Raw genomic sequence first — 26508 nt, 5'->3', positions numbered from 1 at the left:
AGTAGACGTTTTAGGTATCTGCATCGTCCTTGATGAGATTCATGGGGCTAGAATGGCCTGAAGTTATTAAGTGGGAATTAACGAAAAACGCCCCAACGTTAACGATTTCGTTAACATTGGGGCGCGCGGGTTTTAAAGTTTAAAGCGTCCAGTTCAAGCCCAGCGTGACCGCCCGGGGTTCTCCCCAGTAAACGCCATTATAAAAACCTACACGTTCGTAATATTTCGTATCGAACAGATTGTTGATGTTCAGCGAGGCCGATACGTGCTCGTCGAATTCGTAACGCGACATCAGGTTGACCACCGTATAAGCCTGTTGAGTGATCTTGGTCCGCTCCGTGACCAGGCCGCCCCATTCGTTGCGGTTGCCGCTGCCGTCGGGGCGGTTGGTCAGCGCGTAGGTGTCGCTTTGCCAGTTCACCGCGCCCCCGACGGTCAATGCCCGCCATTGGCCGGGCAAGCGATAGGCGGTGGATACCCGCAACAGGTTCATCGGCTGATCCGCATTGTTGCGCTGCTTTTCGCCATTGGCCGAGTGGGTGTAGGTGTAGCCCGCTGTCAGGTTCCAGTCCGGACGGACCTCGCCGGACACTTCCACTTCAAACCCGTTGACCTTGTTGCCCTTGCCGCCGGACTTGTAGAACTCCTCGCCCGTGGTCGGGTCGGGCCGGACCGAGTCGTCCAGCTCTGCGACGTTGTCCTGCTTGCTCCAGAAGTACGCCGCGGCCAGGTTCAGGCGCTCGTCCAGCAGGCTGGCCTTGAGGCCCAGTTCATAGTTGCTGCCCACCACCGGCTCCAGGTATTTCCGGTTGGCATCCCGTTGGCTTTGCGGGTTGAAGATATCGGTGTAGCTGGCGTAGACGGTGTACTCCGGCGTCAGGTCGTAGAGCAGGCCGGCGTAGGGTGTCCACATGTCGTTGTGGGTCTGGGCGGTCTTGTCCATCTGCTCGAGCTGGTCGTTGTCCTGGTAGGTGTAGTTGGCGCTCTTGAGTTCCCAACTGCCGTAGCGGCTGCCGAGCACGGCGTGCAAGCGGTCGGTCAGGTTCAGGCGGGTGGCCAGGTAGCCCGCCTTTTGCCGCTTGCTGCTGAATTCGCCCTTGAGCCCGGTCACCGTGTCGGGGAACTTGCCGATCCCGCCCATGTGCTTCCAGTCGTCGATGGTGGTATAGCCCGGTGGCGTCGGGCCGCTGCGAATGTAGGGCGACGTGTCGCGCTGTTCGGACTCGCCATACCCCACCATCAGTTCATGATCACGGCCCAGCAGTGGGTAGGAACCGGCGAGGTTGAGATCCACCACGTCCATCTTGGCGGTGCCGAGCATGTGGCTGTTCCAGGCGGTCATCCCGCTGCGATCGGCATTCGGGAAACCGCTGCCGCCGTAGTAGACCTTGCCGTCGGTGTCGCTTTGCCGGTGGGTGTAGGCGGCTTTGAGGTGCCAGTCTGCGCCCAGCCGGTGGTCCAGGGTGGCAAAGGTGGTCTTGTCCTTGATCGGCCACGAGCTCCAGTGAGCGGCCGGGTTGGTGGAGCGGGGCAGCCTGGCTTTGTCGCCGGTGCTGGTCCAGTACGGCACGGTGCCCCAGGAGGTGCCCTGGGTGTGTTTGTTCTGGTAATCGAAACCCACGGCCAGCACGGTATCGTCTGTCAGGTCGCCTTCCAGAATGCCGTAGCCGACTTCGCGCTGCATCGCGTAGTTGTCGCGAAACGAGCGGCTGTCGCGGTAGGCCAGCACCGTGCGCCCGCGCAGGCGTCCGTCAAACGCCAGGGGGCCGCCCACGTCCAGGTAGCTGTAGTAGTTGTCATGGCTGCCAGCACTCACGCCGGTCTTGGCTTGCCACTGGGCGGTGGGACGTTTGCGCACCATGTTGACGGTGGCCGAGGGGTTGCCCGCGCCGGTGGTGAGGCCGGTGGCGCCACGGACCACTTCGATGCGGTCGTAGATGATGGTGTCGGCATCGGACTTCATGTAGCCGAACGTATTGAGCATGCCGTCCACCTGGAAGTTTTGGATGCTATAGCCACGCGCGGCGTAACTGACCCGGTCCGAATCGGTGTGCTACACCACCACGCCGGTGGTCTGGCGCAGGGTTTCGGTGAGGGTGTTGAGGTTGAAGTCGTCCATCTGTTGACGGGTGATGACCGACAGCGACTGCGGCGTTTCCTTTATCGACAGGTTCAGCCGGGTCGCCGTGCTCATGCTGCCGGTGGTGTAGGCGCCGGTGTGCTCGGTGTTGGCGCCCAGGCCTTCGGCCGAGATGCGGGTGCTGGCCAGTTCCAGCGCTCGCGGCTTGGTTTCGGCGTCGGTTTCGGCCAGCAAATCCGGGCTCAGCACGGCGCCGAACAGGCCCAGGGTCAAGGTCATGGAACGGGTTGACGGTACACGCATCACTACGAACTCCTTATCGTCTGCAAGGCTTTCCCTGGAAAAGGAAGCTTTGGCTCAAAGACGAAAGGAGGCTGAGAACTTTAGCGCTAAACGAGAATAATTATTATCTTCGTGTGTCGCTCCGCGCAAATCACTTGAGCACGATTTCCCCCGCATCAGCCTTTTTCGGCTTGATCAGGCTGAAGTCGATCAGCGATTTTTGTGGGCGCGCATAGGGGTCGCCAATCATCAGCGGACGTGGCTTGAAGCTGTCACTGACTAGGCTTTTGCTCAGGTCCAGTTCGTTGAAACGCAACCCGGCCAGTTCGGCCCAGGTGTGGATCAACTGGGAGCTGACATACGGGCGTTGCAGCGCGTCGGCAAAGTTCCAGTCATGGCTGGCGCGCCATTTGGGCGAGGCGTAGGCCATGAACGGAATGGTGTACATCGGTGCCGTCGGCTTGCCTTCGTTGCGGCCCAGGGTGGCGTGGCCCGGCGAGTCGAATACGTCTTCACCATGGTCGGAGAGGTACAGCAAGAAGCCGTTCGGATCGGTCTTGGCGTAGTCCTTGATCAGGCTCGACACCACGAAATCGTTGTACCGCACCGCATTGTCGTAGCTGTTGTAGGTCGGCAACTGGGCATCGCTGACGCCTGCGGGCACGCCCTGACGATCGGTGAACGTGTCGAAGCTGGGCGGGTAGCGGTACTGGTAGCTCATGTGAGTGCCCAGCAGGTGCACGACGATAAACTTGCGCTCGGCAGTGTCGGCCAGCGCCTTGGAGAAGGGCGCGAGCACGTCGCCGTCGTACTGGCGGGCGTTCTGGTTGCGGTTGTTGTTGAGGTACACCTGCTCGTCGGCCTGTTCGGAAAAAGTCGTGAGCATGGTGTTGCGCTTGGTCATGGTCTGCTGGTTGGTGATCCAGAACGTCTTGTAGCCCGCCTGTTTCATCACGCTGACGATGGACGGGGTCTTGAGGTACAGGTCGGGGTGTTCTTCGTCGGCAAAGGTCAGCACCTGTTGCAGCGCCTCGATGGTGTAGGGCCGCGGGGTGATGACGTTGTCGAACACGGCCAGTTGGTCGCGCAGTTTGTCCAGCTCCGGCGTGGTCTGGCGCGGGTAGCCGTACAGGCTCATGCGTTGACGGTTGGTGGACTCGCCGATCACCAGCACCAGTGTGGCAGGCTGGCCAGCCTGGCTGTCTTGAAGGTTTGTGAGTGGGGCGATTTTGCTGGCGCTGGCCAGCATGCCTTGCATGTTGTCCAGTTGTTGGGTGTAGCGTCGATACGCGACGATCATCTGCCAGGGTACGGCGGGCTCGATGCGGGTTTCAAAGCTTTCGATGGCCAGTTCCAGGCTGTCGTTCTTGGCGATCTGCTTGGCCAGCGGGTAACCGGCCACGGCCAGCACAATGGCCGCTGCCGCCAGGGCCGCCTGGCTGCGTGGCAGGTGCACGGGGCGCACGCGGGTCCACAGGAACATCGCCATGGCCGTGTGCGCGATAAACGCCAATACGATCCACCAGGCGAAGTACTGGGTGGCGTATTCACCGGCTTCGGAGATGTTCGATTCGAACATGATGAAAATGACGCTCTGGGAAAATTCCTGCTGGTAGATGAAGAAATAACCCAGGCTGGCCATGGAGCATGCCCACAGCACCACGCCGATCAGCCCGGCCAACAGGCGGGCGCGGCGGGGGAACAGCAGCATCGGTGCCAGCCACAGCGCACTCATGAAGAACGCCTGGCGAAAGCCGGTGAAACCAGAGGTGCCGGTCAGTTGGATCAGCAGTTGGGTAATACCCGAGAAGTACCAGAAGAACAGGAACTGCCAGCCCAGGCCGCCCCAATCAAAGCTTTTCGCAGTCGTGGTGCTGCGTTTGAACATCGCCATCCAGCGCTCCAACCCAAAGATTTGTCAGCTGGCGCGCAAGCGTGCGCACCCACAGAGGCCACCCGTGCATGGGGCAGCCCTTTGGCTGAAGTATCTGAAGGGCGCTGTGAAAAGTTCGTGAGTTATTTCTGAAAGAAACCTGTAATCACAGGGTCACGCAAGGCTGGGGGTGCCTTGCAGCTGGGCCTGCAAGTGAGCACGCAAGCGCAGGACCTCTTGCAAAAGCGCATCGCGTTCGTCTTTCAACTGGCGCAACTCCTCGCGGCGGACCGTGACATAGAGGGTCTGGGGCGGACGGATCATCTGTGCAGTGCTCATTGCTTACCTCGCCAATAGCCGGGTGTATCGCGGTGCCAAGCGGCTTTAAGCGGCGCTGTTGGCAACAATCGGACGCAATTTTGAATTCTTTTACGGGGCATTGGAATTTTTTTATTTTTAGTGGTCACTGTGACTTTTTTGCCGTAATGCCGAAACGCTGGCCACTTTTTGTCATGAAACTCTGCCTATCTGCTCTGGACTAACCCTCATTAGCCTCATTGCGCTATAAACTGTGTCACACATTTATTCGTAGTTAGGAGCATCAGCACATGCAACTGGGGATTATCGGACTGGGCCGCATGGGCGGGAACATTGCGCGGCGCCTGATGCTCAATGGGCATACCACCGTGGTCTACGACCGTAACGCAGCGTTCGTCAAAGGCCTGAGCGAAGAGGGCGCCACCGGCGTTGCCGACTTGCCAGCGCTGGTCGCCGGGCTGCAAAAGCCGCGCGCGGTCTGGGTCATGCTGCCCGCGGGCGCACCTACCGAAGACACCATTGAACAACTCAGCCAATTGCTGGAAGCCGGTGATGTGATCATCGACGGCGGCAACACCTACTACAAAGACGACATCCGCCGTGCCAAGAGCCTGTCGGAAAAAGGCCTGCACTACGTAGACGTCGGCACCTCCGGCGGCGTGTGGGGCCTGGAACGCGGCTATTGCATGATGATCGGCGGTGATGCCGATACCGTGCAGCGCCTGGACCCGATCTTCGCCAGCATGGCGCCCGGCATCGGTAACATCCCGCGTACCAAGGACCGTAATGCCAGCGACAACCGTGCCGAGCAGGGTTACATCCACGCCGGCCCGGCCGGTTCCGGCCACTTCGTCAAGATGATCCACAACGGCATCGAGTACGGCATGATGCAGGCCTTCGCCGAAGGCTTCGACATTCTCAAAACCAAAAACTCCGACGCCCTGCCGCCCGAAGAGCGCTTTGACCTCAACGTGGCCGACATCGCCGAAGTGTGGCGCCGTGGCAGCGTGGTGTCGTCCTGGCTGCTGGACCTGACCGCCGACGCGCTGGCCACCGACCCGCAACTGGACGGCTACTCCGGCTCCGTGGCCGACAGCGGTGAAGGCCGCTGGACCATCGAAGCCGCCATCGAACAAGCCGTGCCGGTGCCCGTGTTGTCCTCTTCGCTGTTCGCCCGGTTCCGTTCCCGCCAGCAAAGCACCTATGGCGACAAAATGCTGTCGGCCATGCGCTTTGGCTTCGGCGGTCACGTGGAGACGCCCAAAAAATGACCGCCAACGGCAAGAAACCCAAGGCCGAACCCGCTCCGCCCACCACCCTGTTTCTGTTTGGTGCCCACGGTGACCTTGTAAAGCGCCTGCTGATGCCGGCGCTGTACAACTTGAGCCGCGACGGCTTGCTGGGCAACGGCTTGCGCATCGTTGGCGTAGACCACAACGCCGTCAGCGATGCCGACTTCGCCAAGAAGCTCGAGGACTTCATTCGCACCGAGGCCGCCAGCAAGGTCAAGGGCAGCGGCGATAACGCGCTCGATCCCGAGCTGTGGGCGCAGTTGGCGTCTGGCATCAGCTACGTCGAGGGCGACTTTCTTGACGACAGCACCTATGCCGACATCGCCCGCAAGATCGCGGACAGCGGCACCGGCAACGCGGTGTTTTACCTCGCCACCGCGCCGCGTTTTTTCAGTGAAGTGGCGCAGCGCCTCGGCGCCGCTGGCCTGCTGGAAGAAACCCCCGACGCGTTTCGCCGGGTGGTCATCGAAAAGCCGTTCGGCTCCGACCTTGCCACCGCCCAAGCGCTCAACGCGTGCCTGCTCAAGGTGATGAGCGAAAAGCAGATCTATCGCATCGACCATTACCTGGGCAAGGAAACGGTGCAGAACATCCTCATCAGCCGTTTCTCCAACGTGCTGTTTGAAGCGTTCTGGAACAACCACTACATCGACCACGTCCAGATCACCGCCGCCGAAACCGTCGGCGTGGAAACCCGTGGCAGTTTCTTCGAACACACCGGCACCTTGCGCGACATGGTGCCCAACCACCTGTTCCAGTTGCTGGCGATGGTGGCCATGGAACCGCCGGCCGCGTTTGGCGCCGATGCGGTGCGCGGTGAAAAAGCCAAGGTGATCGGCGCGATCCGGCCCTGGTCGCTGGACGACGCGCGGGCCAACTCGGTGCGCGGCCAGTACACCGCCGGTGTGGTGGGCGGCAAGCAACTGCCGGGGTATCGCGAAGAGGCCAACGTGGCGCCCGACAGCAGCACTGAAACCTTCGTGGCACTCAAGGTGATGATCGACAACTGGCGCTGGGTGGGCGTGCCGTTTTACCTGCGTACCGGCAAGCGTATGAGCATTCGCGACACCGAAATCATCATCTGCTTCAAACCTGCGCCTTATGCGCAGTTTCGTGACACCGAGGTCGACGAACTCAAGCCCACCTACCTCAAGATCCAGATCCAGCCCAACGAGGGCATGTGGTTCGACCTGTTGGCCAAAAAGCCCGGGCCGACCCTGGACATGGCCAATGTCGAGCTGGGTTTTGCCTACAAGGACTTCTTCGAAATGCAGCCGTCGACGGGGTACGAAACCCTGATCTACGACTGCATGACGGGCGACCAGACCTTGTTCCAGCGCGCCGACAACATCGAAAACGGCTGGCGTGCGGTGCAGCCGTTCCTCGATGCCTGGAAACAGGACGACGGCATCCAGGCCTACAAGGCTGGCGAAGATGGCCCGGCCGCTGCCGATGCCTTGCTGGCCCGTGACGGGCGCACCTGGCACAACCTCGGATGAGCGGCGCAACGGTGCCGCCCATCCGGTTTGTGTTGAGTGATATCGACGGCACGCTGCTGGGCCCCGACCACAGCCTCAACCCGCGCACCCTGCAAACCGTCCGTGCGCTGCGCGAGGCCGGGGTGCTCTTCAGCCTGGCCAGCGGGCGTCCGCCCCGGGCCATGTTGCAGTTGGTCGAAGCCTTTGGCATCGACGTGCCGGTGGCGGGGTTCAATGGCGGTACGTTGATCAACCCGGACGGCACCGTGTTGTTGGCCCACTACCTGCCAGCGGAGGCGGCGTTGGTGACCCTGGCGTTGCTCTCGCCGGAAGCGGACGTGGAAGTGTGGCTGTTCGCCGACGGCGAATGGCTGCGCCGCGACCCGCCCGGCCCAATGGTCGGGCGCGAAGCCGATGGCCTGGGCTACGGGCCCCGGGTGGTCGAGAGTTTCGAGCCGTACCTGGACCGGGTCGACAAAATCGTCGGCGCCAGCACCAACACGCAATTGCTGATGGAGCTGGAGGCGCGCCTGCAACCCAAAGTGCAAGGCTTGGCCGAGGTGTCTCGCTCGCAACCGGTGTACCTGGACGTGACGGCCTTGCACGCCAACAAAGGCGAGGCCCTCAAAACCTTGGCGGCGCACCTGGGGGTGCCGCTCGAGCAGACGGCAGTCATTGGCGACGGCGGCAACGACCCGGCGATGTTTGCCGTGGCGGGGTTGTCGATAGCCATGGGCCAGGCGGAAGAGGCCGTCAAACGCCAGGCCAACGTGGTCACCGGCAGTAATACCGAGGACGGTGCGGCCGAGGCGATCGAGCGATTCATTCTCGCGCCACACCGCTAAACAGTTACCGCAACTTGGCCGTCCAGCGCCACGAAAATCCCGCTTGACCTGTGCCCCTGATCCGCAGGGGCCATCAATCGGGAGTCGCTGGATGAGCCACCCTTCATCGCCTTCAGTTTCTGCTGCACACCTTGCCACGGTGCAAGCCATCAAACGCAGTTTCAGCTCGCGTCCCTCCTTGCAGGAGGTGGCGGTCGATGTGTTGCAAGCCAGCCTGGGCCGAAGTTATCGCTGGCTGAACATTGACCAGGCCCAACCGGTGCTCATGGAGCCGGTTTATCGCTACGACGGTAAAACTTCAGTCCTTGAGGGGCACAACAGCCTGACACTGGTGGACGCGCTGATCGAACGTTGCGTGTCCGGTATTTTTGTCGACTACAACCAGGGCCAGATCCTCGCCGCAAGCCCCGCAGACGGCGAGCCTGCACCGCTGCACGTCAAGAGCAGCGACCTTGAAGCGGTGATCAACGAAGAAGGCAGCACGCTCATCGCGCGTTATCAGGAAGCGTTGATCCACTATTGGGTGTCCACCGACAGCCGCTTCAATGTGCGTTACCTGGACTTGGCCGACAAGCTCAAGGAGGCCTTGCTGACCGCGGCCCGAGAGCCTGGTGTGAGCCATGAATACCTGGACATGGTGGTCCAGGTGATCGCCCGGCCGGTGCCGGATTCCAATGCGCAGGGGGTGCGCGCCTACCTGGTCGATCAATGGGGCGAGGTGGGCGCAGCGAACGTCGAGGTGCTGCGCGGCCTGGTGTTGATCAAGCCGCGTGAGGACGGGCAGATCGTCCTGTTGTTTACCCTGGCCCGGGGTATTCAGGTGTTCGGCTCGCAGGCTGAACTGGGGCAGTGGCTGGTCAACCTGCTCACGCCGATCCCGCCGGGTCATCGCCAGCAGTGGCGGCTTTATCAGCCCAAGGGCAACATTTTCTACAGCTTCAGCCTGACCTTTCTGGCCAAGCAATTGGCTGACATCGAAAACGCCTTGGCGCAGGTGCGCACCTTCGACACGTCCCAGCGACTGCTGGAGCGCACCCTCAAGGTGATCACCAGTGATTTTGATGTGAGCCCCCACGACGCCACGTACCTGGCGCGTTTGCGGGCGGCCTTGCCCGCGTGGTTGCTCCAGGCCGATCCCGACCTGCAAACCGACATGAGCCAGTACGTGACCGAGTTGGCCCAGCAGATCCGCCAGCCTGGCTGGAAGCCCTTCGATGAGGGCATTCCAGCGCTGGCCGATTTCGCCCGCAGCGTATTGCAGGCCCAACTTGCCAAGGACTACCCGCAACACCCGGAACTGGACCCGGACCACATTCACCTCAAGATGGTGGCCCAAGAGCCGGACCCGACCCAGGGCCATGTGTTCTGGGCCTTGCCGCCGCTATACACCGACGCCCACTGGACGCTGAGCGAATTGGCCTGGCTGGTCTTGCCCAGCATCGACCCGCGCAAACTGCAGCGCGTGCCTGCTGAACCGGGCGAGACGGACGCGGGGTTGAGTGTCGAGCAGCTTATCGAGGTGCTGGCGCGGGCCAATGTGCGTGCCGCGTATGGCCAGTTGGTGTCGGCCAAACTCAAGGACGACGAAGAGGCAAGGTGGCGCAAGGTCCGTTTCTGCGAGCAGTGGCGTGTGCAACTGCCCAGGCTGGCGCTGGAGTACCACCTCAAGTACGCCCCGGCATTTTCGAGGCGTGCCTACCGTTACGTCGCCGCGCTGGTGCAGACCGGTGCGCGCAAAGTGCAAGGGCAGGCCATCGTGCTGCGGCCCCTGGCGTTCCAGAGCGGGCAGGGTGTGGACCGGGTGACCCACATGTTCATCATCGGCCCGCTGGACACCCAGGCGGGCCCGCACATTCTGTACCGGCCACTGGCCGGGGTGAAACTGATCGAGTTTGCAAGCTGGGACGCCTTGCTGGCGGCCTTTGTCCAGGCCGGGCCCCTGCAGTATCAGGCCATGGCGTGGTTGCCGTCGGCCACCCGCCGCCGTTACCTGGCGCCCGGCCTTGCCGTGCCTGGGCTGGCGGCGTTCGGCGTGGTGGACTTCAACGACTCGTTGTGGGCAGACAGCGGCCTCGCGTTGGGCACCGACGTTGTCGAAGGCGACTACCACGACCACCTCTTCAATAGCCTGGTAGAGGCGCTGCTGGACCTGGCCGACCCGGTGCCCGCCTCGGGCCTGGAGGCGTTCTGGGACTGGATCAAGCGGCATTTCGTGCTGGGCCTGGCGCTGGTCCTGCCCCTGGTGGGCGGCCCGGTGGGCGAGGCCGCCAGTTGGCTTTGATGGCCTGGATCGCCTGGCAGGACATCAGTGACATCCTGACCGCCGACGCCCCCGACAAGCTCACGGCGCTGGCCGACCTGCTGCTCAACATCGGCCTGTTGCTCCTGAGCCGGGGGCCGGTGGCGGCGCGTGTCGGCGCCAGCCTTGGCAGCGAAGCGCTACTGGACATTGCCGAGGGGGCCGACCTGGAAGAGTCGATCGAAATGAGCTGGTTCGAGGAACCCGAGCACCTGCTGGAGGGCGGCCAGCCCAGCAAAAACGCCGAGCCATCACAGCAATTGCCCACCAGTCAGAGCGCTTCGAGCCTGTTGCGCAGCGATGCGTTGCTGGAGCGTTCCTGGAGTGGTTTGTACAGCCGCCTTTGCGTGATTCGCCAGGCGGAACTGGCGTTGTACAAGGTCGCCCCCGTGTCTTCTGCGCGGCGCTTGCACAGCGGGGTTCATCGCGGCTTGTACAGTGCAGGCGGCGGCCTCTACACCACCTTTGAGGGCGACTGGTTCAAGGTCAAGGATCAAGAGGGCGTGGTGCGCCTGTTCAATGAAGAAATCGAGCCGCATGAGGGGCCGCAACTGATCCCCGGAAAACTCGGCGACTGGGGCTTTGCCCCCGACCTCGCCCCGCCGGCGGAGCTGCCCCAGGCCTTGGCTGTGGAGCAACAGCGGCTGGCCCAGCTGCACAGCGAAGCGCAACGGCGCGAAGACCTGGACGTCGAATACGACAAGATGTTTGCCATGTTCGACAGCCAGGTGCTGACGGACGAGGCGTCCTTGCAAAGCATCGGCGGGCGGTTACCCGAGGCGGGCAGGCAGCAGGTGTTTGACGATGAGCTGTTCAAGGCCGATGTCACGCATTGGTGCGCTGTTACGCTGATCGACGTGCTGGACCGTCGTCGCCAGCTGATGCCGTTCAGGGAGTACCGCGTGTTGTTCGGCAAGGTGTGCGCCAGTGCCGTGCGGGCCCGGCGTAATCAGGTGATGCTGTATGCCGGGCAGCGCAAGCTGATGCTGAGCCAGACCCAACTGGAGGTGTCGGTGTTTGATGCCCTGCGGTTGAAGTCGCTGGTGCTGGATACGTCGGACTGGTTGCGCACCGCCCCCTACCTGGAGGATTTTTCGGTCTTGCAAACCAAGGCCGTGACGTACTGCCAGGAAGCGGAGCAGCGCCTTGAGCACATGAAGCAGGACGCCAAGGTGGCTCAACTGTCGGTGTTGGTGCTGGAGGACGCGGCCTGGACCGGGCGGCGTGCGTCACTCAAATGGCAGGAACTGCAACTGCGAACCCTGGCGATACGCTGCTTTGGCGCCACAAGCATTGTTTATCGCGGCGCCGCCGTAGACCTCATCCAGGAGGTGACGGCGCTGTGCAGCCTGAAGCTGATGACCCGCCGCGAGTTGTTTGTCCGCGAGCGTTTCAACTGGGACCAACGCCTGCGGGTCATGAATGACGTACTCGACGCGCTGGTGCTGGCCGACAGCCGCCTGTCCTACCAACTGGCGCCACTGCCCGCGTACCTGGACGCCAAGGCCGTGGGCGAGTACCGCCTGTATGTGCGCAGCGTGTTGAAAACGCTGGAGAAGGATCTTGTCGAAGCCTACGCGCACTATGAGGGCGCGGACCACGACGCGGTGCACGGGATGGTCAACAGTCATCCCAAGCAGCTGCTCGAAGACCGTTATGACGGCCTGGTGATCGGCAATCGTCGGGAGGTCACGACAGACGGTGAACAGCAGCTTTACGTTGACGTGCTGGAGCCGTTCGATCACCGCGTGGTGTGGTCGTTCAAGCGCCATGGCGAGGGCGTAGGTGAAATCTGGCAGGCGGCGGTCGCCACCCAAACCCCGAACGTCCCAGGCCTTGAACTCCATGATCAGTTGGCAGAGATCGGCGGCGAGGCCAATCGGTTATGGCGCGATGCCCAGTTGCAATTCAAGCAGATCACCAGCCTTGAGCTGATCACCCGCATGTCGCCACGGCGCGTGCGCAGCGAATGGCTCAATTACGCCAACAAGATGATCAAGCAGCGCGACCTGCTGATCGAGGCGCTCAAGGCACCCGCCGCATCAGCGGCGCACCAGGCGCTGCTGGATTTTTTCAAGAACACGCCCAGCGCGCTGTATGACGAGATCCTGCGCTTCATGGAGCAAGGCAACCAGGCCCGCCACCGCATGATCCTGCGCGGCTATCCCACCAACGACGGATTATTGACCCTGTACAACACCTGGAAAATCAACGTGGTCGAGGTGCCGGTAACGGGCGCGTTGGTGCGCCAGTTCGAGATACACGAAAGTTCCACCGGGCGCCCCCTGTGGTTTGCGCGTTTTTACTATGAAAATCAGCTGGCTCGGGAACAGGCTTATAACTTTACCCAAGGCCACCTCAAACGGTATGTCGACCGAGACACCAGTTACGCCAAGTTAAAACAGCGTGCGTCCAACAGGGAACTTATGCTCCAGGTGCTACGCGCGAACATAGACCATGAAGTTGCACGCACGGTGTTTTTTAACGAGGCGCAATAGCCGACGTCATCCTGAGTTACTTGGGCATGGCCCAGAACTGCAACTGATAGCCGCTCTTGTCGAGTTCGGCACGGGCCTGCAACAACAGGTCTTCCAGTTGCGCGGCATCGGCGTAAGTGCCGCAGGACAAGCGGGTTGAGCCAATGCGGTTATTGGTGCGGTCGATGACGGACAGGCTCAGGGCGCCGTTGCCGTCGTGCCAGGCCACACATTGAAAGGGCTGGAAAGCACGGTCTGCGATCAAAAGAGCTTCGTTGATGCGGAGCGGGGCGTTCATGGGGTCTTCTCTCTAAGTGCCCATTCAAATGGAAGGCCGTCGGTTGGGCTGACCGTGCGGCGAGTTACTTGTACTGATGCACGCGGGTGGGGGTCGGGTCACATGTTAAAACAAGAAATTCAAACTTTTTTTGATTAACGTCATGTAAGGCGCGATTTAGAAAGGTCGCTGAAAGTTTGGCGCAGCGTCGGCCTTGTTGTGGCGCGATCCCGTACCGGGTTTGTGGACGACTTATAGCGAAACGGTACAAAGACCGCGTCAGAGTTTTGCTAGGGTTGTCGACAGGCTTTCCAAATACATGTTTTTAAATAACTTTGATGATTTTGACGCCAAGGAACAGTCATGGTCGCTACGCCTGCGCCGCGCCGTCTGCTTGTGGTCGACCCCTGTGACGACTGTCACCAGCTATTGCCGGGCCTTCGGGCGGCAGGGTGGGACGTGGACAGCTGCGCGCTGGAGGCGGTGGGCGATCGTTCCTGCGACGTGGGCCTGTTGCGGCTGCAGCCGTTTCACCTGGAGCGGCCCGAGGCGGTCAAGGAGCTGATCAGCCGCAGCGGCACCGAGTGGATCGCCGTGCTCAACCAGGAAGTGCTGCGGGTGCAGAACGTCGGCGACTTTGTGTGTGAATGGTTTTTTGATTTCCACACCTTGCCCTTCGACGTGTCGCGGGCCCAAGTGACCCTGGGCCGCGCGTTTGGCATGGCGCGCTTGCGCGGCCAAGGCAACAGTGGCCCGGTGGACGCGCCCGAGCACCCATTGCTCGGTGACAGCCGGCCGATTCGCGAGCTGCGTAAACTGCTCGCCAAGCTGGCCCCCACCGAGTCACCGGTGCTGATCCGCGGCGACAGCGGCACGGGCAAGGAGCTGGTGGCCAAAACCCTGCACCAGCAGTCCCAGCGCCATGCCAAGCCGTTTGTGGCGATCAACTGCGGGGCGATCCCCGAACACCTGATCCAGTCCGAGCTTTTTGGCCACGAGAAGGGCGCATTTACCGGCGCCCACCAGCGCAAGGTCGGGCGTATCGAGGCGGCCAACGGCGGCACGCTGTTTTTGGACGAAATCGGCGACTTGCCCATGGAGCTGCAAGCCAACCTGTTGCGCTTCCTTCAGGAAAAACAAATCGAGCGGGTAGGCGCCAGCCAGCCGATTGCGGTGGATGTGCGCGTGCTGGCCGCCACCCACGTCGACCTTGAGGCGGCGGTAGCAAAAGGCACGTTTCGCGAAGACCTCTACTACCGGCTCAACGTGCTGCAAGTGGTGACCGCGCCCCTGCGCGAGCGGCACGGCGATGTGCCGATGCTGGCCAACCATTTTTCCCGTTTCTACAGCCAGGAAACCGGCCGCCGCCCGCGCAACTTCAGCGAGGACGCGCTGGTGGCCATGGGCGAACATGCCTGGCCGGGCAATGTGCGCGAGCTGGCCAACCGCGTGCGCCGTGGGTTGGTGCTGGCCGAAGGGCGGCAGATCGAGGCCGCCGACCTGGGGTTGCACAGCCAACAGGCAATCACGCTGCCCATGGCGACACTGGAAGACTACAAGCACCGCGCCGAACACCAGGCGCTGTGTGATGTGCTCAACCGGCACAGCGACAACTTCAGTGTCGCAGCCCGTGTGCTGGGGGTGTCCCGGCCAACGTTTTACCGGCTGCTGCACAAACACCAGATCCGCTAGGGCGGGTAAAAAGAAAAGCCCCGCAACGACCCTTATCGTTGCGGGGCTTTTCCCTGTCGGCTGTGGCGTGTGGCAGTCAGAAGTAATACGGGAATTTGAGGCTGAAGCTGAACGAGGGGGCGTCCGGCGTGATCCCGATGGCCAGGTTGGGCACGATGGTCAGGTTGTCGGTGGCCGCAATGGTCATGCCGACGTTGAAGTAGCCCGCGTTGGCATCACTGGACACCAACGACTGCCAACTGCCGCCATCCTGTTTGACCTTGCTTTTGCGCTGCACCAGGTCAGACACTGAAAACGACATGCTCATCTTCTCGTTCAGCGCAAACGCCACACCCGCACCGATCTGGAAGCTGTCGCCCAACTGCACCTTGCCCGGGACTTTCTGGCCGACATTGGGGCTGATATCGCCAAAGGACTCTTCCAGGTTATGGGTGTAGGACAACGAGCCGAACAGCACCGCCGGGTCGAACGTCTTGACCAGCGAGATACCGGGCGTGATCGACCATACGCCGTTGCCGGTGGGCAGGTTTTCCGGCACGAACAGGTTGGTGTTGTTGGGCGACTGGACCAGCTTGATCCCGAAGGGGTCTTCGCCGGTCGGCGCCTTGACCCGTACCGACACCACGGCGTCTGGCAGGGAGGCTGATTCGTCGAGGAACTTGTAGGCGATGCCGAAGTTGACGTCGCCGATGGTCGGGTCACGCGACACCGATTGCTCGGAGGTGGCCTGCGGGTCGCCGCCATTGGCGCCGCCCGACTGATACGTCGACTCGCGGTACACCACCGGTACGTTAATGTCGAACTGCCAACGGTTGTCGAGGTTGTAGCGTGCGGTCAGGTCCAGGGTCCAGTTGTCGGACTTGATCCGATCCAGGTTGATGTTGCCCAGGAAGATCGAGTCCAGCGCCAGAAAGCCGTTGAGGGTCAACTGGCGGGCGTCGTAGCGCGAGTAGGTGATGCCGGTTTCTACGCTGAACTTGCCGTTGCCAAAAAAGCCGCTGGCCTCGTTATACAAGTTGCTCACGCTTTGCGCGGGCGCCGAGTCGTCCTTGAGGGCCTGCCCGTAAGAACTGCCACCGCCCGCGCCCCCGGAGGCGGCCGCAGCGCCCACGCCGGGCGTGTTGCCCGCCACCGTCGTGGCGCCTTTGCGCAAGTCGGCCGGTGACTTGACCAGCCGCCGTGGCGCCGGTGTCGGGGGCTGGTCCTCCACTTGGCGCACGCGCTGCTCGAGCACCGCCAGGGCTTTTTGCTGCACCTCGTAGCGCTGCTTGAGTTCCAGGAGTTCCCTCTTCAAGGCTTCAATGTCGGTGTCTGGCGCGGCATACAACCCCGATGCCGGCAAGACGGTGCTTAAGCAAATAACCGCACGTAACGATAACGATCGGTGCATGAAGTCAGCCGTCCCTTTTCTAATGCGTAAGTGTCGAGGCTCAGCGTAGTTCAATAACCGGCAGTGCGAAGGCCCTTGAGCTGATTCAGGTTTGTGCTCTGTGCCAGGTTGTTGAAACCGTTGTTGCCCAGCACCACGTTCAATTGCGTCATGTTGCTGACGAAGTTGCTGTTGCCCTGCAACACCGTGCCTTGCAGCACGTTGCCGCCGCCGATTTGCTGAAGGGCGTTGCCTTGGTTGTTATTGGCCAGAATCGCCATCTGCAGGCCGCCGTCCTTGGCCGACACGGTGACCTGGCCTGCGGCGGTGCCACCGGTGACCGACTGGCCGGCGAGCAGGGCCTGGCCGGACTGCGCGAGATTGGCCGCTGCCAGGCCGTTCTGGTTGACGTTGATATTCACGTTGTTGGCCGCCGTGTTGCCGTCGCCAGCGGCGCGCACGCTTTGTGTCACGCCTTGCCCGGTGCCCAGGCCTGCGCCGCCGACCACACTGCCGGTGCCGGTGGGGGTATTGGAGTGGGTGTTGCCGGGCGTGTCAGTCACCTGGACGTAGAACTGCGGGGTGAGGGTGGTCGCGCTGACATGCATGCTGGCCGTGCCCGTCACGCTTTCGCCGATGGCGTTGGTCCAGGTGCTGCTCATGACAATCCCGAAACTGACGATGCGCCCGGGCATGACATAGCGCCCGCGCAGTTCGGCCATTTCCGAGTCCTTGATCTCCACCGGCTTGAACACCGATGCGGCGTAAGCGGGCATTGCGGCTGCCAGGCACATGACCGTCAGCCAACGGTAAGTGTTCATCGTCTGCTCCTGGAGCGTCCTGCTCCTTTTGGCGACCTTTAAAAGAAGTCGCTCTGTATGAAACCGAAGTCCATCAGTTCACTGTCTCGAACCGGGGCGAATTCATTGAGCTGGTTTTTGGCGGTCAACGGCAGCGGAGGGGTGAGCAGGGCGTTGCCCTTGTCGTAGCCTTCACCCAGTACGGCAAACACAATGCCGTTCCAGCCTTTGACGAAATCGTTGTGGCTGTAGCGTTTGTTGCCCAGCACCGGGTCGCCCACGTACACCCACTCGCTGTCGGCGCGTTGCATCACCACGAAGTGCTTGTAGCCGCGTATTTCCAGCAGCACCACCACGGGGATTTTCACGGTGACCAGGGTTTGTGGCGCAATGCGATAACCCCGGGCGCGCATGCCGATGCTTTCCAGGTAGCGCTTCATGTCCAGCATCGAGAAGCCCTGGGTGCGTACCAGGTCCTGGTCGGCATTGACCAGCATGCCTTTGATCACGTGTTCTTCATCCACGTCCATCCAATAGGCCTGGCGCAGGATGGTCGCCAGTGACGCGGCGCCGCAGCTGAAATCGGTTTTCTGTTCCACCAGGTTGGAGAACTTGCGTTCGCGGATGCTTTGGACCTGCTTGTAGATCAGCCCGCCACCGGGCATGACGATTGCCACTTGCCCCGCCCAGGTCGGGCCGGTGAGTGCTGACAGCAGGAGGAGGGCAACGAGGCGCATGAGCGTATGACCTGTTGGACGCGGGAATAAAAAGGGGCCTTGTCGCCAAGGCCCCGTTGCATCAGAAGCGCACCGACGAGATCGCAGTGCTGTTGCGCTGTTGGTTGCCGGCGCCTGCGGAGATGTTGGCCCCCAGGTTGCCCGACGAGCCGTTGAGCGAGTTGTTGGCGCTGGCGTTGTTCACCACCGGCAGGTAGGTCGGGCCGAAGAGGCCTGGTTGTGCGGCGACGGTGTTCAGGTAGGCGTTGTCGACGCTCGATTGCACGGCGGTGCTGCTGGCCAGGGACGATCCGGTCCGGCCGCTGGCGATGGTCAGGCCATTGCCTTGTTGGTTGAAGTTGCCGCTCGACACGTTCACGCCCAGGTTGCCGGAGCTGAAGTTGGCCGAGTTGTTGAGCGAGGCGTTGTTGTGCGTGGCCACTTGCGCGGAAATGTTGTTGTGGTTGTCCTGGCCCGAGGTGTCGGCGGCGAAGACAAGGTCGGCATCGTTGCCTGAGGCAATCGCCGTGCCGTTGGCTTGTTGGTTGCCATCACCTGCGGCGATGTTGGCCTGTGCGTTGCCGTTGCTGAAATTCAGCGAGTTGTTGGCCGAGGCAGTGTTTTGAGTGCCCAGGTTGAGCACCCCGTTGCCGTGGCTGGTTTGACCATCCGTAACAGCCGCGCCGATCACGGGCGCAGCGTTTGCAGCAACAGCCATGAGCGCAGTCAGAGCGAAAACCAGTTGTTTGAGGGCCAGTGTAGGTTTCATGGTGTATCTCCTTGCTTCTAATAGGTTGGTTAAGTGTTGGTACGGTCCAGCAATCAGCTCCAATTCATCATTGGATCTGCACATTCAGGGCGTTAGCCATACGGTTCCCCACCCCGGCACTCTGGTTCACCTGTACCACTCCACGGCTGCCGGTGAAGGCCTGGTCGCTGGTAACGACCTGGCGGCTGCCAGTGGTAGAGGGGTTTCCCGAGTTTGGTGAAAGCGCCACGTTCTGTTGCGACATGACGCTGTCGTCGATGCTTTGCGGGCCGACGTTCACGCCGATCCGCACCGCATTGATCATCTGGTTGCTGGCCCCGGCCGACTGGTTCACGCCCAGTACGCCGGTGCCGTTGCTGAACGAATTGCCCTGGATCGCCGCCTTGGCATCAAGGGAGGGGTCGACGGCTGCGCCGCCGATGAACTGGGCCAGGCCACCGCCAGCCCCGGCGTTGGCGCCCGCGGTCACGGTGCGGCTGTTGAGTTGCTGCTGCTGGTAGCCCGCGGCCTGGTTGACGGAGGCCACGCCTTTGTATTGCGTGCCCGAGTTGTCGATCACGGCGTTGTTGTTGCTGTCGGCCATCGCCGTTGAGGCACTGAGAAGGGCAAGCACGACCCATAAATGCTTCATCTCAGCGGCCCCCCATCATGTCGCCGATGCTGTTCAAGGGCGCCATGCCCCGCGCGATCGACCCGTTGATCTGACCGCCCAGGCCCGCGTTGCCGCGGCTGCCTGCGCCGCCACCGCCCAGGTTGACCGCGCCACCTGGGTTGCCAAGGCCGGGCAGTGTGCCGCTCGGCAGGAGGTTGCGGTTGAGGCTGGCGCCGCTGCTGATGCTTGCAAAATCGGTGTCGCCCAGCTCGCCGGTGGCGCGCAGCACGTGGGCCGAGGGATTGGCGTTGACGGTGGTGGGGTTGGGGTCGACGCCGGGCGAACGCCCGACCATGTGGCCTTGTACGGTGCGCTCGATCACGATCACGCCGTCGCCTGCTGCGAGCGCTTCCAGGCTCGCGCCGGTACTCAGTACACAGCAGATCAGCAGCAGGCTCAGTGAGCCGGAGTTGAGCGTCTTCACGGCAATATTCCTTATTTTTTGACGCTGACCCTAAACAGCGTCGTCAGGAATAGAGCAGGGGCTGTGCCACTTTTGATTTGTCGTGGTTATTCAACGGGTTGGGGCGTTGCGCCAGGGCCACGCGGCGCGGGCTGTTTCAGGCGCGAGACACCTGACGCGTTGCCAGCAGGTGCGCGTGCTGTCTCATGGATGAAACAGGTGGCGTGGCAAAACGCTAAAACCGCAGCGGGTGGGGCGTTGCGCGAGGGCAGGTGTATCAGAAACGGACACCCAGGCGGGGTGTTCAGCCCTTGGGCGCTTTGCGCGGTATGGCGTTGAGCACCGGGTTGCCGTCCTGGTTCTGGGTCAGGTAGACCGGCAGCACCTTGGGCAGGGAGCGGACGAGGTTGGCCATCTCGTTGATGTTGTAGATACCGCCGATACGGATGGCGCCGGTGCCGGCATCGGCCAGCATCACGGGCTTGTTCAGGTAGCGGTTGATCAGCGGCAGGGCGTCGCTCAGGGCCAGGTTGTCGAGGATCAGCTTGCCGTCACGCCAGGCCAGGGCGGTGTCGTCGGGGTCAATGGCGCCAATGTGTGGGCTGGCGTCGCCACGGTGGTAGCTGGCCTGCATGCCGGGCGTCAGGCTCGAGCCTTTGTGGGTGGCGTCGCTTTTGACCTGCACCGAGCCTTCGAGCAGCATCACTCGCACCAGATCGTCGTATTTCCACACATTGAACTGGGTGCCCGTGACGCGGATCTGGCCGTCGCCCGCCTGCACGATAAACGGGTGTTCGGGGTCATGGCTGACCTTGAAAAACGCCTCGCCCTTTTTCAGGGTGACGCGGCGTTGGTCCTTGAAACGGGTGTAGACCAGCTCGGTGCCCAGGTTCAATTCCAGTTGCGAGCCATCAGACAAGGTGACCTTGCGCAAGCTGTCGCCGGCTTCCAGGTGTTGATAGGCGTTCGGCAACCAACCCGCTTCCCAGCCGGTGAACGCGGCGAGCGGCAGCGCCACCAGGCACACGGCCGCAGCAACGGCATAGGCGCGCAGGCGACGACGGGGTTTGAACGGCACCACTGGCGGTGCAGGGCGGGGGAGGTGGTCGGCGACGTCCCAGATTTCGAGCATCGCCGCGTACTCAAAGGCGTGCAGCGGGTGGGCGTCGTGCCATAGCGTAAAGTCCCGACGTTCGGCAGCCGTGCAGTCGTCGGCATGCAAACGCATGCACCAGTGCGCCGCGGCATCGGTGATCGCGTCATATTCGGCTTCTGAAAAGGACTTTTCGCTCATTCGCACTTCCTGATTTCGCGCATTCTAACCTCCCTGGCGCGGTGGCGAGAACAGGGTCATGGCGATTGCATATCAAATGGAACTAATTCTCGTCTCCCAGACCCTAAAAAATCAGGACCGGTTAGTTTCAATCCCTGAAGGAGTACGAATATGTTGAAGAAAACCTTAATGGCCCTGTGTGCAACCACCGCGCTGCTGGGCGCTGGCGCCGCGTTCGCCGACCGCCCCGGTGCGGGCTGGATCACGATCGAGAAAGCCATCGAAGTGGCCAAGACCAAGGCCGGGTATGTGGAGGTGTATGCCGCCGAAGCCGATAACGACGGTTATTGGGAGGTCAAGGGCCGCAAGTCTGACGGCGTGGTGTACGAGGCGCGTATCGACGGCGCCTCGGGCAATGTGCTGCGTGACCAGAAAGACTGACCCACCCCGCCGGGGGCCGCCTCAGGCCCCCGCATCCAGTTCCCGCCCCAACTGCGTCATCAGGTAGGTCAGCGAGTCGGCATTGGCCAGGATGATGTCGATACGCTTGTCCTCGTCAGTCATGAAGGTTTGCCGCGCTTGGTCCAGTGTTTTGGCGCCGGTGATCTGCAAAATCCGTTTTTTGGCCGGACGCGTGTTCTGGACGCTGCCCAAGTCGTGCCAACTGTCTGAATACTCGCTCCAGGTGCGAAACAGCATCGTGGCCGGGGTGAGGGTGGACAAGGCGGTGCGGCGCAGCGTCGAGAGGTCGGTCCGCAGCACACTGGCGCCCGAAATCGCGGTATTTATCAGGTCATGGAACGGCCGCATGCTGTCTACGTAAGCGATGTCTTCGGTGTTGGACACCACGTGCGTCAACTCATGAATCAGCGTGGAGGCGCGGGCGTGGGCCGACAGGTCGAAGGGGGCCGTGAGGCGGTTCTGGTAGACGTCCATGCGCGGGTCAAAAAACCGGTCCAGCAGGTAAATCGTGTTGTAGGCGTCGTCTGGCAGCGTGAAGGCGTATGTGTCGTCCGGATGCCAGCGGCTGGTGCCGCATACGAACCGTGTGGAGTCGGGGCGGGTGAGGGTGGGGTTCACCAACTCGTTGAGCACCTCATCGATCTTTTTTTCGACCCGGGCCAATTGCTGCGGCGTGAGGCGATGCACGCCAAACAGTTCGGTGAAAAACCGCCCCGCACGGCTGCCCGGTTCGCGCAGGGCCCGAAACAGCGCGAGGTTGCGCTTGCAGTTGACTGCATAGTACGTCGCCACATTCAGCGCCTCGTTGATGCATTGCGCTTTCCAGCTCGACAGCGCTGCAATGTCACGCATCCCGCTGGCTTGGACATTAATGATCTCGCGTGCGGCGAACCGCGTGCTCAACCCCCCGGTATAGCGCGACAGGGTCTTGCCGTAGCGCGGGTGGTGGCGGCTGAGGTCCAGCACCCATTCATTCTGGGCATTGCGTTGCACAAAGGGGCCGTCGCGGTCGTCCCGGGTGAGATACCAGCGGTCATTGATCCGCTTGACCGGGTACACCTTGCCCGCCACGGGCACGTAGCTGCGCAAGGTGGTGTCGTCCCGATAGGTGTGGGTCACGGGGTTTTTCACCAACCCGTCCAGGGCAATGTCGTGGTCTTCAAAGGCCTGCATCCGCGTGCGGCGGGGCTGGGTAATATCCAGCGTGTCCGAGGTCATGGCGGCGAGTGGCGGCGCGTCCAGCCAGGTGCTCACCGGCAACTGTGCCGGTGCGGGCGTGTCGTCCAGTAGCGTGTCGAGTTCCTGGCGCAATGTGGCCAATTGCGCCACTCCCTGCACAAAGGTTTTCAAGCCGTCGCGCCAGCGGTGTTGCTGCAGGTTTTCAGCCGATGCCTTGAACAGCCTGTAGCTGCGCCACACCGTCAGTGGCCAGGCCAGTTTGCCCGCCATGAACTGCAAGGCCTTGGGAATGCCCTGGTCCAGCACGCGTGTGACGGTGCTCCACGCTGCCCGGCCCAGCGCGTCGAACTGGCAGGCGAGCATGTGTTTGAGCTGGCTGAGGTTGTCGTTGAACAGCCGAAACAGCACGTTGCCGGTAATCGGCGCCGCGCCCAGGTGGATGTCCTTGGCACCGGGCTGCGCCCTCGTGTGCCACAGGTTGCGGTAAGTGGCCTGATGGGCTTTTTCCAGGTGCTGGCTGACCCAGTCCTGCAAGTGGCCCGGGGTGCCGAGGTCTTGCAGCAGGTCTTCCTCCCGGAGGTATTCCTGAAACACCCGTTCCGGCCGGTAGGGGCTATACAGCACCCGAGGGCCGCTGTGCCCCGCGGGTGGGCCGATCACATACAGCCCGAGGGCCTGGGCACCGGGGGCGCCCGCGGTGGCTACCAGTTGCAGGGGCTTGATTATCGCCGTTACGCCGCTCACCCCGGCCCGGGCCACGCCGTCGGGCATGTCGAACACTTGTTGGATAGACCGCCAGGCCGCCGCCGACAGCCGTTCTTCCAGGCACTCTTCGTGCGCGTGGCACAGCAGTTGCCAACGCAGTTGTTGGCAGAACAGCTGCCGACGCTGACGGGCGTCATCGGTATCGGCCCCCAGGTGTGTATCGAGCAGCGTGTGGTACACCTGCTTGAGGTTGAGTTGCTGCACCAGTTGCACCACGGCGTGGGCGTCCAGTGCGTCCGGCAACGGCGTGGTGGTGCGCGAGCGCAGTTGCAGGGTATCGGCCGTCAGGTCGGGCAGGTGGCGCAAGGCAAAATCGGTCAGCGACAGAGCCGGGCCGTCGAAGGGCTGGCGGGTGGCGACGCGTACGTCCTTGGGGTCAATCGCCACGTCGGTAAAACGCGCCTTGAGCAGCGCCGCCAAGGCACTGGCCACGTGTTCACGCAGGGGCGTGAGGCTGTGCAGGTAGTCGTTCTCGTCCGGCGCACTGAGGCGGTATTGCTCAAGCAGTTCGGCGTGCAAGCGCTGTTCTTCGGCAGACGCCATGCCCAGCCAGGCGGGCAGTGCCTGCTGATGAATAATCGCCTCGGCCAGCCTGGTGGCGCGGGCCAGGTTGTTAGGCGCCGGTTGTTGCAGCAACGCGTCGAGGCTGTCTTGCAGCGCCCGGGCACCCAGGCCCATGGCGAGCCGGTAATCGATGCCGTCCAGCACCCCGTCACAGTAGCTCTGCTGGCGGTTGTCCAGCAGGTGGTCGTCGATACGCTGCAACGCACCGGGCTGCCACGCCTGATGCGGCACGCGCTGGCGCTCGGGCAGGTTTTCCAGCAAGTGCAGGCGGTGCAGCGGGTGGTTCAGGCGCTGCGCCAGCGCCTCTTGCAGGTGCTGCACCGAGGCAAACGTTTCGTGGCCACGGCCCGGTGTCCACAGCACGGCCAGGCCGGAGTGCTGCGGGTCGGTGCCACCGCGTTCGGTCAGCACAAAACAATTGGCCAGGCCGAGGGGGGCGGAGTGCGCGGCGGTGTTTACGCTCAGGCTGAAGGCATCTGGCAGGAACCCGTTCAGGCCATGGCGCGTGAGCCGGGTGAGGCTGTCGCCGTCGAGCACGCTGTGCAGGATGTCGAGGCTCTGGGCCCCTGGCGTTTTGTTGAGTTGTCGCAACGTCGCCTCGCCGCGCAAGCCCTGCAACAGGCCCTCGTGGAGGCGTTGATGATGCGTGAGCTGGAACAGTTGCGGCAGGGCGCGTACATCGTGGCGAGCAAAGTCGTGCATGACCGCTTCGATGATGGTGTTGAACAGCGCGGTGCTCAGGCTGTTGATCTTATAGGCCGCACCTTGCTGGCGCGGGCCATAAAACCAGGTGCGCGGCGAGTCGGGCTGCGGCCCGGTTTCATCGGCCAGGCGCTGGATAAAATGCTCGACCATGGGCACGGTCTGCGAAGGGATACGCTCTTCGCGCTCCTGAGCGGCGCTGGGGTAGGTGTTGAGGTAGATCTGGTCGGCCAGCAACGCCAGTTTGTGTTGTTGCAATTGCTGGTCCAGCGCATGCGCGGCCAGGCGCCGGAACGTCGGCTGATCGCGGCGCAGCGCCGCCAGTGATGTTTGCAGGTGGCGCAACGGCGGCAGCAGGCGTTTGGCCTGTTCGGCCTTGACCGTGGACGGGCGCCCGTCCTCGTTGGAGACCGGGTGCACGCTCCAGCGCCCACCGGCGTCCAGCGTGTGCAGGCGGGCGTCGAACAGGCTGCGTACATCCAGCGCGCAATCGAGCAATGCCCCGGGGTCGATACGCCCGTCGTTGCGTCGATAAAGGGCCAGGGCGTGTTCCAGGTTGCTCGACTGCTTGGCCATGATGTCATCGACCGCGCCTGTGAACGCATTGCCGCTGACGGGCACACCGCTGACCTGCACCGGGTCGAGGCCGAGAAAGACGCTGCGCTCCTCCAGCGACAAAAAGTTGAGTAACTCGTCCTGATGCCCGGCGGCCTTGAGCATGGCCAGCAAGGTGGCGTTCAGGTCGTCCAGGTTTTCGAGTATTTGCAGGCCGCGCAGCGCGGTATACAGGTACGCGTGGCTGTTGCAGGTCATGAAGGTGCCCGCCGGTGTCACGTAATGCTGGTAGGGCGCGTTGAACCGCACTTTCTCCAGGTACAGCCCGTCGGGGGTTGGCGCCGGGCCTGTGAGAAAGAGCCTGAGCAGTTGCTGGCTTTCATCGGTCGACAGCAAGCCGTTCTGGCGCTTGAGCAGCAGGTCGAGGCGAAACGTATCGCTCATCACCTCGGCAAAAAAATCAAGGCGCGGCTGGCCGTGGGCCGCGTCTTCGTGCCAATAGCTTGTCAGCAGGCTGCCCAGCAACCGCGAAAAAACACCGCAGGTCTGTTCCACCAGGCTGTGCCAGCGTTCCTGCGTTTGGCTGCGTTGTACGGGCGTCAGGCCTGTAGTGAGGTGACGGGGATGGGTGAAGGTTCGGGTTTGCCCAGCGGGCCAGGTTTGCGCCACGTAGAACTGCAACACGGCCTGGCTCAACGGCACCGAGGCCACCCACTGACCCGTGGCGAGGTAGCTGTTCACGCGGGTGTCGCGTTGGTCCAGGCCCGGGAAATACGGATGCGCCATGATCGACAGCACGGTGGCCAGCATCCCGTCCAGGGTGGGCGTCTTGCGCAGCTCATTCAGCAGCGCCAGCAGGTTGTGTTGCCGGCTCGCTTCAAGGGCCTGTTCCTGGTCTTCAAATACCGCACCGTCCACGGCGCGGGTGAGCAGGTCCAGGCGGGCGCCAGTCAATACGCTGTGACGGGCCTGGACTGACAGAAAATGGATCAGGACGGTCCGTTTTTGCACATCGCGGATCCGGCTTTCAAGCTCTTCGAGCAAGGTGTCCCGGTCGGCGAACACTTCCAGCCCACCGTAAGGGCTATACAGCAGCGCTTTGGCGTCGTCGGGGCAGGGGCTCATCATAAAACTGCCCGCCAGCGGTGCTGTGAACTGGCCGTCCACCTGGATGGAGAACGTCTCTACGCGCATCGGATGGCCCCGCAATGCCGTGTTCTGGCGGGCCTGGTCGGTGGCGTAATACAGCGTGTGCAGCCAGTCGAGGTCCTTGAGCGTCAAACCCAGGGCGCGTTCACGGGTGGACGGTTCGTTGCGTTTGAGGGGGAGCAGGAACTCGTCAAAAAAATAGGGGGGCGTGACCTGGGTCATGGCGCGGTGTCCGTT

The 26508-nt window shown here is 62.4% G+C and carries 18 protein-coding genes and 1 pseudogene; 7 read left to right on the top strand and 12 right to left on the bottom strand.

Features of this window, described 5'->3' with window-relative positions; translation table 11 throughout:
* Nucleotides 1–139: 139 nt before the first annotated feature.
* The 3 genes and pseudogenes from ACW9H9_RS02260 to ACW9H9_RS02250 form a co-directional block, all read right to left on the bottom strand.
* Nucleotides 140–2383 (bottom strand): annotated as a pseudogene (locus tag ACW9H9_RS02260) (TonB-dependent siderophore receptor).
* A 130-nt stretch (nucleotides 2384–2513) separates the two neighbouring features.
* On the bottom strand, nucleotides 2514–4256 hold the full coding sequence (locus tag ACW9H9_RS02255) for a phosphoethanolamine transferase CptA (protein WP_457341385.1): 1743 nt from the start codon (nucleotides 4254–4256) through the stop codon (nucleotides 2514–2516).
* 153 nt (nucleotides 4257–4409) lie between these two features.
* Nucleotides 4410–4574, bottom strand: coding sequence for a DUF6026 family protein (locus ACW9H9_RS02250; RefSeq protein WP_457341384.1), 165 nt, complete (start codon nucleotides 4572–4574; stop codon nucleotides 4410–4412).
* A 269-nt stretch (nucleotides 4575–4843) separates the two neighbouring features.
* Here ACW9H9_RS02250 and gnd point away from each other — a divergent pair, with 269 nt between their 5' ends.
* From gnd to ACW9H9_RS02225, 5 genes are all read left to right on the top strand, one after another.
* A complete protein-coding gene (gene gnd, locus ACW9H9_RS02245; protein ID WP_457341383.1) occupies nucleotides 4844–5824 on the top strand; it encodes a phosphogluconate dehydrogenase (NAD(+)-dependent, decarboxylating) in 981 nt (326 codons plus the stop codon).
* Nucleotides 5821–7344 (top strand): glucose-6-phosphate dehydrogenase, encoded by a 1524-nt coding sequence (gene zwf, locus ACW9H9_RS02240; RefSeq protein ID WP_457341382.1) that lies wholly within the window; start codon nucleotides 5821–5823, stop codon nucleotides 7342–7344. The genes gnd and zwf overlap by 4 nt, the downstream gene beginning before the upstream one ends.
* Complete coding sequence (locus ACW9H9_RS02235) at nucleotides 7341–8168, top strand: HAD family hydrolase (protein ID WP_457341381.1); 828 nt, start codon at nucleotides 7341–7343, stop codon at nucleotides 8166–8168. The genes zwf and ACW9H9_RS02235 overlap by 4 nt, the downstream gene beginning before the upstream one ends.
* Nucleotides 8169–8259: 91 nt before the next feature.
* Entirely contained in the window at nucleotides 8260–10449 is a 2190-nt protein-coding gene (locus ACW9H9_RS02230; RefSeq protein WP_457341380.1) for a dermonecrotic toxin domain-containing protein, read from the top strand.
* Nucleotides 10449–12965 (top strand): hypothetical protein, encoded by a 2517-nt coding sequence (locus ACW9H9_RS02225; RefSeq protein ID WP_457341379.1) that lies wholly within the window; start codon nucleotides 10449–10451, stop codon nucleotides 12963–12965. Before ACW9H9_RS02230 ends, ACW9H9_RS02225 begins: the two co-directional genes overlap by 1 nt.
* A 16-nt stretch (nucleotides 12966–12981) precedes the next feature.
* Here ACW9H9_RS02225 and ACW9H9_RS02220 read toward each other — a convergent pair whose 3' ends face one another.
* Nucleotides 12982–13242 carry a hypothetical protein gene (locus ACW9H9_RS02220; protein WP_457341378.1) on the bottom strand — a complete coding sequence of 87 codons (261 nt, stop codon included), beginning with the start codon at nucleotides 13240–13242 and terminating at the stop codon, nucleotides 12982–12984.
* A gap of 342 nt (nucleotides 13243–13584) precedes the next feature.
* Between ACW9H9_RS02220 and ACW9H9_RS02215 the strand changes: the two genes are divergently transcribed.
* Nucleotides 13585–14913: a sigma 54-interacting transcriptional regulator gene (locus ACW9H9_RS02215; RefSeq protein WP_457341377.1), complete on the top strand. Its 1329-nt coding sequence runs from the start codon at nucleotides 13585–13587 to the stop codon at nucleotides 14911–14913.
* 76 nt (nucleotides 14914–14989) lie between these two features.
* Here ACW9H9_RS02215 and ACW9H9_RS02210 read toward each other — a convergent pair whose 3' ends face one another.
* From ACW9H9_RS02210 to ACW9H9_RS02180, 7 genes are all read right to left on the bottom strand, one after another.
* Nucleotides 14990–16303 carry a hypothetical protein gene (locus ACW9H9_RS02210; protein ID WP_457341376.1) on the bottom strand — a complete coding sequence of 438 codons (1314 nt, stop codon included), beginning with the start codon at nucleotides 16301–16303 and terminating at the stop codon, nucleotides 14990–14992.
* A gap of 50 nt (nucleotides 16304–16353) precedes the next feature.
* Nucleotides 16354–17103 (bottom strand): hypothetical protein, encoded by a 750-nt coding sequence (locus ACW9H9_RS02205; RefSeq protein WP_457341375.1) that lies wholly within the window; start codon nucleotides 17101–17103, stop codon nucleotides 16354–16356.
* Between the two features lie 38 nt (nucleotides 17104–17141).
* Nucleotides 17142–17819 carry a C39 family peptidase gene (locus tag ACW9H9_RS02200; RefSeq protein WP_457341374.1) on the bottom strand — a complete coding sequence of 226 codons (678 nt, stop codon included), beginning with the start codon at nucleotides 17817–17819 and terminating at the stop codon, nucleotides 17142–17144.
* A gap of 61 nt (nucleotides 17820–17880) precedes the next feature.
* The gene (locus ACW9H9_RS02195) at nucleotides 17881–18555 is read right to left on the bottom strand and encodes a hypothetical protein (protein ID WP_457341493.1); all 675 of its coding nucleotides are present in this window, start codon (nucleotides 18553–18555) and stop codon (nucleotides 17881–17883) included.
* Nucleotides 18556–18634: 79 nt separating this feature from the next.
* The gene (locus tag ACW9H9_RS02190; protein WP_457341373.1) at nucleotides 18635–19198 is read right to left on the bottom strand and encodes an adhesin; all 564 of its coding nucleotides are present in this window, start codon (nucleotides 19196–19198) and stop codon (nucleotides 18635–18637) included.
* Between the two features lies 1 nt (nucleotide 19199).
* Entirely contained in the window at nucleotides 19200–19643 is a 444-nt protein-coding gene (locus tag ACW9H9_RS02185) for a hypothetical protein (RefSeq protein ID WP_457341372.1), read from the bottom strand.
* A 283-nt stretch (nucleotides 19644–19926) separates the two neighbouring features.
* Complete coding sequence (locus tag ACW9H9_RS02180; protein WP_457341371.1) at nucleotides 19927–20916, bottom strand: FecR family protein; 990 nt, start codon at nucleotides 20914–20916, stop codon at nucleotides 19927–19929.
* Between the two features lie 150 nt (nucleotides 20917–21066).
* Here ACW9H9_RS02180 and ACW9H9_RS02175 point away from each other — a divergent pair, with 150 nt between their 5' ends.
* Nucleotides 21067–21336, top strand: a complete 270-nt coding sequence (locus tag ACW9H9_RS02175; RefSeq protein WP_457341370.1) for a PepSY domain-containing protein — start codon at nucleotides 21067–21069, stop codon at nucleotides 21334–21336.
* Between the two features lie 21 nt (nucleotides 21337–21357).
* Here ACW9H9_RS02175 and ACW9H9_RS02170 read toward each other — a convergent pair whose 3' ends face one another.
* Complete coding sequence (locus ACW9H9_RS02170; protein ID WP_457341369.1) at nucleotides 21358–26493, bottom strand: dermonecrotic toxin domain-containing protein; 5136 nt, start codon at nucleotides 26491–26493, stop codon at nucleotides 21358–21360.
* Nucleotides 26494–26508 lie beyond the last annotated feature (15 nt).

The organism is Pseudomonas sp. SDO5215_S409 (genome assembly GCF_054071325.1).
The sequence above is the reverse complement of the archived record's forward strand: the minus strand, read 5'-3'. Positions and strand labels throughout refer to the sequence as shown.